This window comes from Chelatococcus sp. CO-6, from assembly GCF_001271345.1.
Taxonomy (GTDB): Bacteria; Pseudomonadota; Alphaproteobacteria; order Rhizobiales; family Beijerinckiaceae; genus Chelatococcus_A; species Chelatococcus_A caeni.
On the sequence record NZ_CP012398.1, the window covers coordinates 1,268,333 to 1,280,683 of the forward strand.

The 12,351-nt window shown below is 69.7% G+C and carries 12 protein-coding genes; 2 read left to right on the top strand and 10 right to left on the bottom strand.

Translation table 11 applies throughout. The features are described 5' to 3' along the window. The first annotated feature begins 71 nt into the window (after nucleotides 1–71). On the top strand, nucleotides 72–1,241 hold the full coding sequence (locus tag AL346_RS05960) for a DNA recombination protein RmuC (RefSeq protein WP_019400804.1): 1,170 nt from the start codon (nucleotides 72–74) through the stop codon (nucleotides 1,239–1,241). Between the two features lie 173 nt (nucleotides 1,242–1,414). Here AL346_RS05960 and AL346_RS05965 read toward each other — a convergent pair whose 3' ends face one another. The 4 genes from AL346_RS05965 to AL346_RS05980 form a co-directional block, all read right to left on the bottom strand. Further along, a complete protein-coding gene (locus tag AL346_RS05965) occupies nucleotides 1,415–2,323 on the bottom strand; it encodes a ribokinase (RefSeq protein ID WP_019400805.1) in 909 nt (302 codons plus the stop codon). A gap of 8 nt (nucleotides 2,324–2,331) precedes the next feature. Beyond that, on the bottom strand, nucleotides 2,332–2,961 hold the full coding sequence (gene upp / locus AL346_RS05970; RefSeq protein WP_019400806.1) for a uracil phosphoribosyltransferase: 630 nt from the start codon (nucleotides 2,959–2,961) through the stop codon (nucleotides 2,332–2,334). A 92-nt stretch (nucleotides 2,962–3,053) separates the two neighbouring features. Then, nucleotides 3,054–4,322, bottom strand: coding sequence for a URC4/urg3 family protein (locus AL346_RS05975; RefSeq protein ID WP_019400807.1), 1,269 nt, complete (start codon nucleotides 4,320–4,322; stop codon nucleotides 3,054–3,056). Between the two features lie 14 nt (nucleotides 4,323–4,336). Continuing rightward, a complete protein-coding gene (locus AL346_RS05980) occupies nucleotides 4,337–5,596 on the bottom strand; it encodes a GTP cyclohydrolase II (protein ID WP_019400808.1) in 1,260 nt (419 codons plus the stop codon). 191 nt (nucleotides 5,597–5,787) lie between these two features. Between AL346_RS05980 and AL346_RS05985 the strand changes: the two genes are divergently transcribed. After that, nucleotides 5,788–6,369: an NAD(P)H-dependent oxidoreductase gene (locus AL346_RS05985; RefSeq protein ID WP_019400809.1), complete on the top strand. Its 582-nt coding sequence runs from the start codon at nucleotides 5,788–5,790 to the stop codon at nucleotides 6,367–6,369. A gap of 10 nt (nucleotides 6,370–6,379) precedes the next feature. Here the strand turns inward: AL346_RS05985 and AL346_RS05990 are convergent, their stop codons facing one another. The 6 genes from AL346_RS05990 to AL346_RS06015 all read right to left on the bottom strand — a co-directional run bounded on the left by AL346_RS05990 (nucleotide 6,380) and on the right by AL346_RS06015 (nucleotide 12,326). Then, on the bottom strand, nucleotides 6,380–7,606 hold the full coding sequence (locus tag AL346_RS05990) for a phosphopentomutase (protein ID WP_019400810.1): 1,227 nt from the start codon (nucleotides 7,604–7,606) through the stop codon (nucleotides 6,380–6,382). 115 nt (nucleotides 7,607–7,721) lie between these two features. After that, complete coding sequence (locus tag AL346_RS05995) at nucleotides 7,722–9,335, bottom strand: ABC transporter ATP-binding protein (RefSeq protein WP_019400811.1); 1,614 nt, start codon at nucleotides 9,333–9,335, stop codon at nucleotides 7,722–7,724. Then, nucleotides 9,332–9,793 (bottom strand): PIN domain-containing protein, encoded by a 462-nt coding sequence (locus tag AL346_RS06000; RefSeq protein WP_019400812.1) that lies wholly within the window; start codon nucleotides 9,791–9,793, stop codon nucleotides 9,332–9,334. Before AL346_RS06000 ends, AL346_RS05995 begins: the two co-directional genes overlap by 4 nt. After that, nucleotides 9,790–10,020 (bottom strand): hypothetical protein, encoded by a 231-nt coding sequence (locus AL346_RS06005; protein ID WP_245258844.1) that lies wholly within the window; start codon nucleotides 10,018–10,020, stop codon nucleotides 9,790–9,792. Before AL346_RS06005 ends, AL346_RS06000 begins: the two co-directional genes overlap by 4 nt. A gap of 65 nt (nucleotides 10,021–10,085) precedes the next feature. Next, nucleotides 10,086–11,252 (bottom strand): ABC transporter permease, encoded by a 1,167-nt coding sequence (locus AL346_RS06010; RefSeq protein WP_019400814.1) that lies wholly within the window; start codon nucleotides 11,250–11,252, stop codon nucleotides 10,086–10,088. Then, nucleotides 11,253–12,326, bottom strand: coding sequence for a microcin C ABC transporter permease YejB (locus AL346_RS06015; RefSeq protein ID WP_019400815.1), 1,074 nt, complete (start codon nucleotides 12,324–12,326; stop codon nucleotides 11,253–11,255). Nucleotides 12,327–12,351: the final 25 nt, after the last annotated feature.

Consider the following 12,351-nt stretch of genomic DNA (forward strand, 5'->3'; position numbering starts at 1 on the left):
TTCCCGTCGCGCCGGTCAACGTGTTCCGCTTTCGTTCGCATCCGGCGCACGAATCGGCTAGCGTTAGGCGCATGAACGACATCGCCCTCACCATCGGTGCCCACGCCTTCACCTATGCCCAGGTGGCGCTCGGCTTCGCGCTCGCCGTCATCCTCCTGCTCGTGCTGCTCGCCCGCAGCACCGCCCGGGCCGGGCGCGAGCGCTCGCTGGAGGCGGCGGCCGCGGCCGAACGGGCGCGCGAGTTCGACGACAAGGTGGCGGAGATGACGCGCCTGCAGGCGGAGATGCAGGGCCGCATGCAGACGATGGCCGAGATCTTCGGCACCCGCCAGGCGGACCTTGCGCGCCTCTTGAGCGAGCGGCTCGACGGCCTGCAGCACCGCGTCGGCCAGGGGCTGGAGACGACCGCCCGCCAGACGAGCGAGAACATCGCCCGCCTCAACGAGCGCCTCGCCGTCATCGACGCGGCGCAGAAGAACCTCACGGATCTCACCGGCGAGGTGGTCGGCCTCAAGGACATCCTCGCCAACAAGCAGGCGCGCGGCGCCTATGGCCAGGGGCGGATGGAGGCGATCATCCGCGACGGCCTGCCGGCGGGCGCCTATACCTTCCAGGCGACGCTGTCGAACCGCACGCGGCCGGACTGCCTCGTGCACCTGCCGGGCGACCATCCGCTCGTCGTCGACGCCAAGTTCCCGCTCGAGGGCTTTTCGGCCTTCCGCGAAGCCAAGAGCGAGGAGGCGCGCCGGCAGGCGGGTCAGCGCGTGAAGGCCGACGTCACCACCCACGTGCGCGACATCGCCGAGAAATACCTCATCCCCGGCGAGACGCAGGACATGGCGCTCCTCTTCGTGCCGTCCGAAGCGATCTATGCCGACCTGCACGAACATTTCGACGACGTGGTGCAGCGCGCCCACCGCGCCCGCGTCGTGGTCGTCTCCCCCTCGCTTCTGGCCCTCGCCATCCAGGTGATGCAGGCGCTGGTGCGCGACGCGCGCATGCGCGAGGAGGCGCAGAAGATCCAGGTGGAGGTGCGGCGCCTGCTCGACGACGTGAAGCGCCTGAGCGACCGGGTGGAGAAGCTCGACACCCATTTCCGCCAGGCTCAGGAGGATGTCGGGCAGATCCGCATCTCGACCGACAAGATCGTCAAGCGCGGCGAGCGCATCGACGCCCTCGAATTCGACGACGCCGAGCAGCCGCGCCCGGCCATCGCCAGCTCCGTCAGGGCGGCGGAATAGGCGACGTCCGACAAGCGGTGCGCCGACCCATCAGGTCACCTCTTTGCGCTTCCACCACACGTCATGGCCGGGCTCGTCCCGGCCATCCACGCCCTTACCTTGCGCAATGTTCGAGCGTGGATGCCCGCGACAAGCGCGGGCATGACGGCCCGTGGAGCCGCCGCCTCACGTCCTCAAACGAACCGCCCCGCCACCAGCGCCTCGATCGCCGCCTTGTCCGGAATGCTCGGCTGCGCGCCGGCCTTCGTGCAGGCGAGGCTGCCGGCGGCAACGCCGCGCTGCAACGCCCCGGTGAAGCCGTAGCCACCGGCGAGCGCCGCGGCGAAGGCGCCGCAGAACGTATCGCCCGCCGCCGTCGTGTCGACCACCGTGACAGGCGGCGCCGGCACGGCCCGGCGCACCCCGCCCGTCCAGGCGACGAGCCCTTCGGGACCCAGCGTCACGATGGCCGCGATGCCGTGGCGGGCGTCGATCGCGCGGGCGATGGCGTCGGGGTCGCCTTCCGCGATGCCGAGGGCCTCCGCCATCACGCGCGCCTCATGCTCGTTCATGACGAGGATGTCGAGGAGCGCCACGAGCTCCGGGTCCGGCCGTCCTGCCGGGGCGAGGTTGAGCATGACACGCGCGCCATGGGCCTTCGCGATGTGCGCGGCGGCGATGCACTCGGCTTCCGGCACCTCGCGCTGCAGGAGGAGGATCGCTCCGTCCTCCCAGGCGAGCCCGGCGAGTGCCTCGGCACGGGCATGGCCGTTGGCGCCGGCTGCGACGACGATGGCGTTCTCGCCCGCCGCGTCCACAGTGATGAAGGCAGCGCCCGTCGGCTCGTCGAGACGCGCGACGCGGGAGAGATCGACGCCTTCGGCTGAGAGGAGGCCGAGCGCCGCCTCGGCGAGCCCGTCGCGCCCCACCGCCCCGGCCATGGTCACCCGCGCGCCGGCACGGGCGGCGGCGAGCGCCTGGTTGGCGCCCTTGCCGCCGGGGTGCACGGCATAGCCGGGACCGATCACGGTCTCGCCCGGCGCCGGAATGCGCTCGACACGCGTGACGAGATCGGCGTTGAGCGAGCCGAAGACGACGATCATGGCTTCAGTCACTTGGTGCCGTACATGCGATCGCCGGCGTCGCCGAGGCCCGGCATGATGTAGCCGTGGTCGTTCAGGTGCTCGTCGATGGCCGCGGTCCAGATCGGCACGTCGGGATGCTCGCCGCGCAGCTTCTCGATTCCCTCGGGGGCGGCGAGCAGACAGACGAAGCGCATCTCCTTGGCGCCGCGCTCCTTCAGCCGATCGATGGCGGCGACGGCGGAGTTGGCCGTGGCCAGCATCGGATCCATGACGATGACGAGGCGCTCGGCGAGGTTGGTCGGGGCCTTGAAGTAATATTCGACGGCCGTCAGCGTCTCGGGGTCGCGGTAGAGGCCGATGTGGGCGACGCGCGCGGAGGGCACGAGGTCGAGCATGCCGTCGAGAAAGCCGACGCCGGCACGCAGGATGGGCGCGAAGACGAGCTTCTTGCCGGCGAGCATCGGCGCGCGCATCGGCGTGAGCGGCGTCTCGATGTCGACATCCTCGAGCGGCAGGTCGCGCGTCACCTCGTAGCACAGCAGCATGCCGATCTCGTTCAGCAGCTGGCGAAAGCCCTTGGTGGAGCGCGACTTGTCGCGCATCAGCGTCAGCTTGTGCTGCACCAGGGGATGGTCGACGACGGTAACGCCTTCCATGGATCGGCTCCGGCCTCTGGATGGTTGACACGTGCGGTTCTGCGCCGCCTGCCCGACAATAAGCACCGGCGCGCCACCGCGGGAAGGCGGAATCAGAACACTGTGCCGTCGCTGGCGATGGAAAGCGGTGGAGAACCGTCGGTGCGCTTTTCGCGCGCGATGCGCCGGCCGGCCGCCCAGGTGCCCCCCTCGAGCACGCGGGCAAGCGGCATCGCCCGCTCGTCGCAGCCGAGCCGCTCGCGCACCAGGCGGGCCACCTCGTCGAGCAGGGCCACCGTCAGCGCCCGCCACTCGACGACGAGCGGCGAGGACACCTCGTGGGTGCGCGCCAGGTCCTCCGGATCCTTCAGGCGGATGGCGCCGAGGTCGATGAGGAGGCCGCCGTTGCGATATTCCGGCAGGCCCGTGAGCCCGTCGATGCCGGTGACGGCGAGCCCCGCCTCCTCCAGCGGCTCGATGAGCGAATAGGCCAGCCATTGCGACAGCTTGTGGAAGGGCACGAGGCCCGCCGTCCCCTCCTCGCCCGGCATCAGCGGATGCATCCACGTGTCGCCGAGCTCGACGCCGGCGATGGTGAGGCGCGCCGGCCAGACCGCGGACAGATGGGCGAGGAGCATGTGGAGGATCAGCTCCGCCGGCACTTCGCCGCCCGCGCCCTCGGCCGCGAGGGCATCGAACAGCCCGCCGGGGCGCGGCCCGTCGGCGCGGGCGAAGACCTCGGGCCTGCCGGCAGCGACCGTACCGAGGCCGTAGAGCAGCGCGGCCCGGCCCTCGAGCCCAACGAGTGCGTTCTGCTCGTTCGCCTTGAAGCCGGCGGCGAGGTCGCGCCCGGTCACGTCGCGCAGCCGCTTGGCGTCGGCGCGCAGCGGATCCTCGGCGCAGAAGGAGAAGAGCCCGGCCTCGAACATGCGCAGCGAGGCAACCGCGAGGCCCTCGGAGCGGGCGTAGGCCTCGCCCGTCTCGTCCTCCCGATAGCGCCAGACGGGACCGGCGCCGGCATCGAGGAGGACGCTGAGGATGGCAAGGTCGAAGGCGGCCCGGGCCTTGGCCGCGGCGTCCAGCCAGCGCGTTCGCGCCGCGAGCGCCCCCCAGCGGTCATGGCCGCCCGCGGCGAAATGCCGCCAGCGGGCGTGGAAGGGGATGGCGAGCGTCGGGTAATTGGCCCGGATCGTGTCGACGACATAATCCGCCACCAGGGGCAGCCGGTCCATGTCGACGGCGCAGTGGAGGAGGTGCCCGCCCTGCGCGAGGCCGAGCATGGTGCGGGCCCGCTCGCGCACCGCCCGCGCCGACAGAAGCGCCCTGACCGCATCGGGCGAAACGCCCCCGGCCTCGCTCGTACGCACCGACCGTTCCGTCATTACCCGCCTGTCCCTCAATAACGATCGAGGTCGCGGCCGACCGTCGCCTTGAGCGCGGCCTCGTCCGGCGGCGTCTCCGGCGTATAGTAGCCGGCTGCCTTCTTGGCCGCGAGCTCCACCTGCGCATCAGGCGGCACGAGCTCGTCCGGGATCGGCACCCGCTCCCCGATCTCGATGCCCGAGCCGGTGATGGCGTCGTATTTCATGTTGGACATGGAGACGAACCGGTCGATGCGGCGGATGCCGAGCCAGTGCAGCACGTCCGGCATCAGCTGCTGGAAGCGGGCGTCCTGCACGCCGGCGACGCATTCCGTGCGCTCGAAATAGGTGGCCGCCTGGTCGCCGCCCTCCTGGCGCTTGCGGGCGTTGTAGACGAGGAACTTCGTGACCTCGCCGAGCGCCCGCCCCTCCTTGCGGTTGTAGACGATGACGCCGGCGCCGCCCTTCTGCGCCTCGCGCACGCATTCCTCGATGCCGTGCACCAGATAGGGGCGGCAGGTGCAGATGTCGGAGCCGAAGACATCGGAGCCGTTGCACTCGTCATGCACCCGGCAGGCGATGGTGCGCTTCTCGTCGGTCAGCGCCGCGACCTCGCCGACGATGTAGACCGTGGTGCCGCCGATGGGCGGCAGGAAGACGTGCAGGTCCGGCCGCGTCACGAGCTCCGGGAACATGCCCCCCGTCTGTTCGAAGAGCGTGCGCCGCAGCTTCTGCTCGCTCGTGCCGAAGCGCTCGGCGACCCCCGGCAGGTGCCAGACCGGGTCGATCGCGATCTTGGTGACGGCGATGTCGCCGGAGGCGTGCAGGATGGTGCCGTCGGCCGCGAGGCGGTGTCCGGCGATGGCGGCGAGGATCTCGGGCAGGTTGAGCCGCGCGCGGGTGACGGCGATGGAAGGCCGGATGTCGGCCCCCTCCGCCACCTCGCGGGAAAAGGCGCTCGCCACCATGTGGCCGAAGGGATCGAGCGAGACGATGCGGCCAGGCTCGCTCCATTGCGGATGCGGCCCGATGGCGACGACGGGATCGGTGTTGGTGAGGTCCGGCCGCACCAGCGGGTTGAGCGCGCCGGACGAGACGGCGAGCGCACGGTAGAGCGCATAGGCGCCGCCATGCGCGCCGATGACGTTGCGCAGGCCCGGATTGGTGACGGTGCCGATCACCGGCCCCCGCTCGGCGGGAGTGCCCGCGCCCCAGCGGATGGGAAAGCGTGCGGGCGCCTCGGGCTCGGGATGGGAGGTGAGACGGATATGGCTCGACCGATTCGGCGTCGTCATGGCCTGTGCCCCGAAGAGAACGAGCCCTCGCCGAAAAGGCTGGAGGGCTCGAAGGGTCTCGACCGGAGGGAGCTTGCTGCACCGCGGCGATGGCGTCAACTCGCAGCGCAAATGGTGCGCGTGTGACCTGCATCAAACCAAACGGCGTCGCCTGCGCCGAACATGGCGGCCCTTATCGATGGGATGAGTGCATGCGTAAGATCACCATTCTCCAGGGCCACCCCGACAATGATCCCGCCCGCCTGTGCCGCGCCCTGGCGGCCGCCTATGCGGAAGGCGCCCGCGCCGGCGGCCATAGCGTGAAGGAGGTCGACATCGCCCGGCTCGACGTGCCGTTCCTGCGCACGCAGAACGATTTCGAGCTCGGGCTGATGCCGGAAGGCCTTGCCGAGGCGGGCGAGGCACTCGCCTGGGCGGATCATGTCGTCCTCGTCTTTCCCCTCTGGCTCGGGACATTGCCGGCCCTTGCCAAGGCCTTCCTCGAGCAGGTGCTGCGCCCCGGCACCGCCTTCCGCTACAAGGGCGGCGGAGTGCCCGAGAAGCTCCTCACCGGCCGTTCCGTCCGCATCGTCGTGACGATGGGCATGCCGGCCTTCATCTACCGCTGGTGGTACGGTGCCCACGGCCTGCGCGGCCTCGAGCGCAACATCCTTTCCTTCGTCGGCCTGGGGCCGATCCGCCGCAGCCTGTTCGGCGGCGTCGGCACGGCCAACGAGGAGAAGCGCCGGCTCTGGCTCGCGCGCATGGCGAGCCTCGGGCGCGAGGGCCGCTAGGGGACGGCGATCAGCAGAAGGACCACGGCCTGCCAGGCCCGGAACCCGGCAGGCCGAGATGGGCGGCGAGCGTCTCGCCGATATCGGCGAAGGTCGTCCTGAGGCCGATCGCCCCCGGCACGACGGCGGGGCCGAAGGCGAGCACCGGCACCTGCTCGCGCGTATGGTCGGTGCCGCTCCAGGTCGGGTCGTTGCCGTGATCGGCGGTGACGACGGCGACGTCGCCAGGGCCGAGCAGGGCCTCGATCTCCGGCACGCGCCGATCGAAGGCCTCGATGGCCGCGGCATAGCCGGCGACGTCCCGGCGGTGGCCGTACTCGGTGTCGAAATCGACGAGGTTGGAGAACACGAAGCCGCCGTCCGGCAGCACCCGGAGCGCCTCGAGGGTCGCCGTCAGCACGGCGTCGTTGCCGTGCGGCTTGATCTCCCGTCCCGTGTGCCGGTGGGCGAAGATGTCACCGATCTTGCCGACAGTGACGATGGCGCGGCTGGCGCCGGCGAGCCGGTCGAGAATGGTCCCGTCCGGCGGGGGAATGGCGAAGTCCTTGCGGTTTCCGGTGCGAGTGAAGCCGTCGTCCGGCGTGCCGACGAACGGCCGAGCGATGACGCGGCCGATCCTGAGCGGGTCGACCAAGGGGCGGACGATGCGGCACAGCTCGTAGAGCCGCTCGAGCCCGAAGGTCTCCTCGTGCGCGGCGATCTGCAGCACGGAATCGACGGAGGTGTAGAGGATCGGCTTGCCGCTCGCCACGTGCTCGGCGCCGAGCTCCTCGATGATGGCGGTGCCGGAGGCGTGCCTGTCGCCGAGGATGCCGGGCAGCTTCGCCGCCGCGACGATCTTCGCCACGAGCTCCGGCGGGAAGGCGGGGTGGGTGTTCGGGAAATAGCCCCAGGCGAAGGGTACCGGCCGTCCCGCGATCTCCCAGTGGCCGGAGGGGGTGTCCTTGCCGATGGAGGTCTCGCGCGCGACGCCCCACTGCCCCGCCGGCTCGTCCGGCCGCGCCACGCCGGCGAGCGGGCGCCCGGCCGACAATTCGCAGGCCTGCGAGAGCCCGAGGCGGGCGAGGTTGGGGATCGCGAGCGGCCCCCGGCGCAGGCCCTGCCTGTCCGCCCCGCCCGACGCGCAGGCCGCGGCGATGTGGCCGAGCGTGTCGGCGCCCTCGTCGCCGAAGGCGGCCGCATCAGGGGCGCCGCCGGCACCGACGGAATCGAGCACGATGAGAAGAGCGCGTGACATGGCGTGCGTCTCGAGGAATGCGTGGGGACGCCGGTTGTAAGGTGCGCCCGGCGGCCTGCGAAGTCATTTAACTTTGCAGATTGTTTCAGGTCGCCTGTTTTCAGGTCGCCCGTTTTCAGGTCGTCTCTGCCGCGCGCGCGAAGGCCGCGGCGAAGAGCTTGCGCGTGTATTCGTGCTTCGGAGCCGCGAAGATCGTCTCCGCCGGCCCCTCTTCCACGACGACGCCGTCCTTCATCACGATGAGCGCATTGGCGAGCGCGCGCACCACCTTGAGGTCGTGCGAAATGAACATGTAGGCGAGGTCGCGCTCGGCCTGCAGCTTGCGCAGCAGATCGACGATCTGCGCCTGCACCGACATGTCGAGCGCCGAGGTCGGCTCGTCGAGCACGACGAACTTCGGATCGAGCGCCATGGCGCGCGCGATGGCGATGCGCTGGCGCTGGCCACCGGAGAACTCGTGCGGGTAGCGGTCCATCGCCGCCGGGTCGAGCCCGACGTCGGCGAGCGCACGGGCGACGATCTCGCGCCGTTCCTCGTAGGACAGGCCCGGCTTCTGCACGTCGAGCCCCTCGCCCACGATCTCGGCGACGGAGAGGCGCGGGCTCAGCGACCCGTAGGGATCCTGGAAGACCACCTGCAGGTCCTTGCGCAGCGGCCGGATCTCCTTCTGCCTGAGGCCGTCGATGTTCCGGCCGAGGAAGACCACGGGCCCCTCGCTGGCGATGAGCCTGAGGAGCGCAAGCCCGAGCGTCGTCTTGCCGGAGCCCGATTCGCCGACGACGCCGAGCGTCTCGCCGGCGCGGATGGAGAGCGAGATGCCGTCGACCGCCTTGACGTGGCCGACCGTTCGCCTGAGCAGCCCCTTCTTGATGGGAAACCACACCCTGAGCGGCCCGGCCTCGACGACGACGGGCGCCGTTCCGGCCACCGGCCGCGGCTCGCCCTTCGGCTCGGCCGCGAGCAACTTGCGCGTATAGGCGTGCTGCGGCCGCGTGAAGACCGCTTCCACCGGGCCGGTCTCGACGATGCGCCCCTCCGTCATCACGCAGACCCGGTCGGCGATGCGGCGCACGATGCCGAGATCGTGGGTGATGAAGAGCAGCGCCATGCCGAGCCGCGCCTTGAGGTCGGCGAGGAGCGCGAGGATCTGCGCCTGCACCGTGACGTCGAGCGCCGTCGTCGGCTCGTCGGCGATGAGCAGGTCCGGCTCGTTGGCGAGCGCCATGGCGATCATGACGCGCTGGCGCTGGCCGCCCGAGAGCTGGTGCGGATAGGCCTCGAGCCGCTCGCCGGCCGAGGCGATGCCGACGAGCTCGAGCAACTCGAGCGTGCGGGCGCGGGCCGCCGGCCCGCTCATGCCGCGGTGCAGCCTGAGGATCTCGCCGATCTGCCGCTCGATGGTGTGGAGCGGATTGAGCGAGGTCATCGGCTCCTGGAAGACCATGGTGATGTCGTTGCCGCGCACGGCCCGCATCTCCGCCTCGCTCGCCGCGATGAGGTCCCGCCCCTTGAACAGCACCTGCCCGGACGGATGATGCGCGGCCGGATAGGGCAGGAGCTTGAGCACCGACAGGGCCGTCACCGTCTTGCCCGAGCCGGATTCCCCGACGATGGCCACCGTCTCGCCCGGCGCGACGTCGAAGGACACGCGGTCGACGGCAAGCGTCTCCTGGCCCGCCTGGCGGAAGGCGACGGAGAGGTCTCGGACGGAAAGGAGGGGCGTGGTCATGGGGCGCCGCGGACGATTTTTTGGAGAAGATGCGGCCCGAGATCGAGGGCCGTCAGCGGCGGCGGTACGGCGAGCCGCTTGTCGGTGGTGGGGAAGAAGCGACATTCGCCGCTAAGGGCGGTCGCGACGTGGATCGCGTCCGGCAGCTTCAGACCCGGCCTGTCGGCACGCAAGCTGGCAGCACGCACCAGTACGGCGCGTTCCACTGCCAGCACCTCGAAACAAGAGCGCGATGCAATGAGGCCTTCATAGCTGTCAGCGAGCTTGCGGTCCCGGGCGGCGAGAGGTTTGACGAGCACTTCGGCGCGGGAGAGCTCGCTGGTGACGGCAACGAGACGTCCTTCGTCCACCGCATCAAGCACCTGCCACGCCTGATCGCTGAGCCCACCCTGCATCTCCATGGCGGCGATGAAGATGTTGGTGTTGGTGTCGCAATAGACCTTCGTCGGCGACGTCACCGGTCCCACTCGTCCCGCAGACTGCGCACGTGGGCATTGATTTCGTCCGCGGACGAGAAGCTCGGCCGGGCCTGTCGCCGGAAATCGGCCAGCTTCTTGAAAATCTGCTGCCGCTCCCTTGTCTGCTCCGGGGCTTTCGCCCCCGGCCGGACCTCCTCCTCGATGACGACGCGCACGGTCGCCGTCGGGTCGAGATCGTCCCGCAGATCCTCCGGCAGCTTGCTCACGGGGTAGTGCTCGCGCACAACTCTGCCCATCGTCGGCTCCTTGTCCGCCTCACCATAGCATCGGCTCAGCCAAAGGTCTTGCGCGGGTCGAAGGCGTCGCGCACCGCCTCGCCGACGAAGATGAGCAGCGACAGCATGATGGCGATGACGAAGAAGCCGGTGAGGCCGAGCCACGGCGCCTCGAGGTGGTTCTTGCCCTGCGCCAGCAGTTCCCCCAGCGACGGCGAGCCCGGCGGCAGGCCGAAGCCGAGGAAGTCGAGCGACGTCAGTGTCGTGATCGAGCCGTTGAGGATGAAGGGCAGGAAGGTCAGCGTCGCCACCATGGCGTTCGGCAGGAGGTGGCGGAACATGATGGTCCCGTTCGACAGGCCGAGCGCGCGGGCGGCGCGCACATATTCGAAGTTGCGCGCGCGCAGGAACTCGGCCCGCACCACGCCGACGAGCGCCACCCACGAGAACAGCAGCAGGATGCCGAGCAGCACGAAGAAGCCCGGCGTGATGACGGCCGAGATGATGATGAGCAGATAGAGCGCCGGGATCGCCGTCCAGATCTCGATGAGCCGCTGGAAGACGAGGTCGATCCAGCCGCCGAAATAGCCCTGCACCGCGCCCGCTGCGACGCCGATCAGCGAGGAAACGACGGTCAGGGTCAAGCCGAAGAGGACGGAGATGCGGAAGCCGTAGACGAGCCGCGCCACCACGTCGCGGCCCTGGTCGTCGGTGCCGAGCCAGTTCCATTCGATGTCGGCGCAGGTGCTGCCGCCGACGCGCTCGGCGGACGGGCGGCACTCGCCGTCGCCGAGCAGCCACGTCGGCGGCGAGGGCGCAGGCACCGGCAGGTTGCGGTTGTGCGTGTTGTAGGAGAACCGGATGGGCGGCCACAGGGCCCAGCCGTTCTCGGCGATCTCGGACGCGATGGCGGGGTCGCGGTAGTCGGTGACGGCGAAGAAGCCGCCGAACTTCTCCTCCGGATAGTCGATGAGCACCGGCGCCAGGAGCTCGCCCTTGTAGGAGACGAGGATCGGCCGGTCATTGGCGATGAACTCGGCGAAGAGGCTGAGGACGAAAAGCACCAGAAAGATCCAGAAGGACCAGTAGCCGCGCCGGTTCGCCCGGAAATTGGCGAGACGGCGGGCGTTGATCGGCGACAGGCGCAGCAGGCCCCGGCGCGGCAGCGGTGGGGCGAGCCTGGCCGTCTCCTCTGGCGTCGTGAGGGTCGAGGTCTCGGCCACTCACACCTCCCGCGTCTCGAAATCGATCCGCGGATCGATCCACATGTAGGTGAGGTCGGAGAGGAGGTTCACGAGGAGGCCGATGAGGGCGAAGATGTAGAGGTTGGCGAAGACGACAGGATAGTCGCGGTTGACAATGGCCTCGAAGGACAGGAGCCCCAGGCCGTCGAGCGAGAAGATGGTCTCGATCAGCAGCGAGCCGGTGAAGAAGGCGCTGATGAAGGCCCCGGGAAAGCCCGAGACGACGATCAGCATGGCGTTGCGGAAGACATGCCCGTAGAGCACCTGCCGCTCCGACAGGCCCTTCATCCGCGCGGTCAGCACATAGTGCTTGCGGATCTCCTCGAGGAAGGAGTTCTTGGTCAGCAGCGTCGTCGTCGCGAAGGCGCCGAGCGTGAGCGCCAGCACCGGCAGCGTGATGTGCCAGAGATAGTCCCCGACCTTGGCCATGAGCGGCAAGTCGCGCCAGTTGTCCGAGGTCAGCCCCCTGAGCGGAAAGAACTGCCAGAAGGAGCCGCCGGCAAAGAGCACGATGAGCAGGATGGCGAAGAGAAAGCTCGGGATGGCGTAGCCGACGACGACCACGGCCGAGGTCCAGGTGTCGAAGCGCTCGCCGTCGCGCACCGCCTTGGCGATGCCGAGCGGGATCGAGATGGCATAGGAGATGAGCATCATCCAAAGCCCGAGCGAGATCGACACGGGCAACTTCTCGGCGATGAGGTCGACGACGGCGATGTCGCGGAAATAGCTGCGGCCGAAGTCGAAGGTGGCGTAGTCCACCATCATCTTGGCGAAGCGTTCGGGCGCCGGCTTGTCGAAGCCGAACTGCTGCTCGAGCTCCTTGATGAAGGCCGGGTCGAGCCCCTGGGCGCCGCGATAGCGCGACTGGCCGGCATCGCCCGCGCCGCCGCCTCCGAAGCGGGCGGTGGCACCGGCATCCGTGCCCTGGATCTGCGCGAGCACCCGCTCCACCGGGCCACCGGGCGCGAACTGGATGATGACGAAGGAGACGAGCATGATGCCGAACAGCGTCGGCACCATGAGGAGAATGCGTCGCAGCGCGTAGGCCAGCATGGGGCGGCTCGTTCAGGCGGTCACG

Excerpts from the sequence above, each read along its gene's own strand:
- AL346_RS05960 (WP_019400804.1), top strand. The coding sequence starts at position 72 with ATGAACGACATCGCCCTCACCATCGGTGCCCACGCCTTCACCTATGCC.
- AL346_RS05965 (WP_019400805.1), bottom strand. The coding sequence starts at position 2,323 with ATGATCGTCGTCTTCGGCTCGCTCAACGCCGATCTCGTCACGCGTGTC.
- upp (WP_019400806.1), bottom strand. The coding sequence starts at position 2,961 with ATGGAAGGCGTTACCGTCGTCGACCATCCCCTGGTGCAGCACAAGCTG.
- AL346_RS05975 (WP_019400807.1), bottom strand. The coding sequence starts at position 4,322 with ATGACGGAACGGTCGGTGCGTACGAGCGAGGCCGGGGGCGTTTCGCCC.
- AL346_RS05980 (WP_019400808.1), bottom strand. The coding sequence starts at position 5,596 with ATGACGACGCCGAATCGGTCGAGCCATATCCGTCTCACCTCCCATCCC.
- AL346_RS05985 (WP_019400809.1), top strand. The coding sequence starts at position 5,788 with ATGCGTAAGATCACCATTCTCCAGGGCCACCCCGACAATGATCCCGCC.
- AL346_RS05990 (WP_019400810.1), bottom strand. The coding sequence starts at position 7,606 with ATGTCACGCGCTCTTCTCATCGTGCTCGATTCCGTCGGTGCCGGCGGC.
- AL346_RS05995 (WP_019400811.1), bottom strand. The coding sequence starts at position 9,335 with ATGACCACGCCCCTCCTTTCCGTCCGAGACCTCTCCGTCGCCTTCCGC.
- AL346_RS06015 (WP_019400815.1), bottom strand. The coding sequence starts at position 12,326 with ATGCTGGCCTACGCGCTGCGACGCATTCTCCTCATGGTGCCGACGCTG.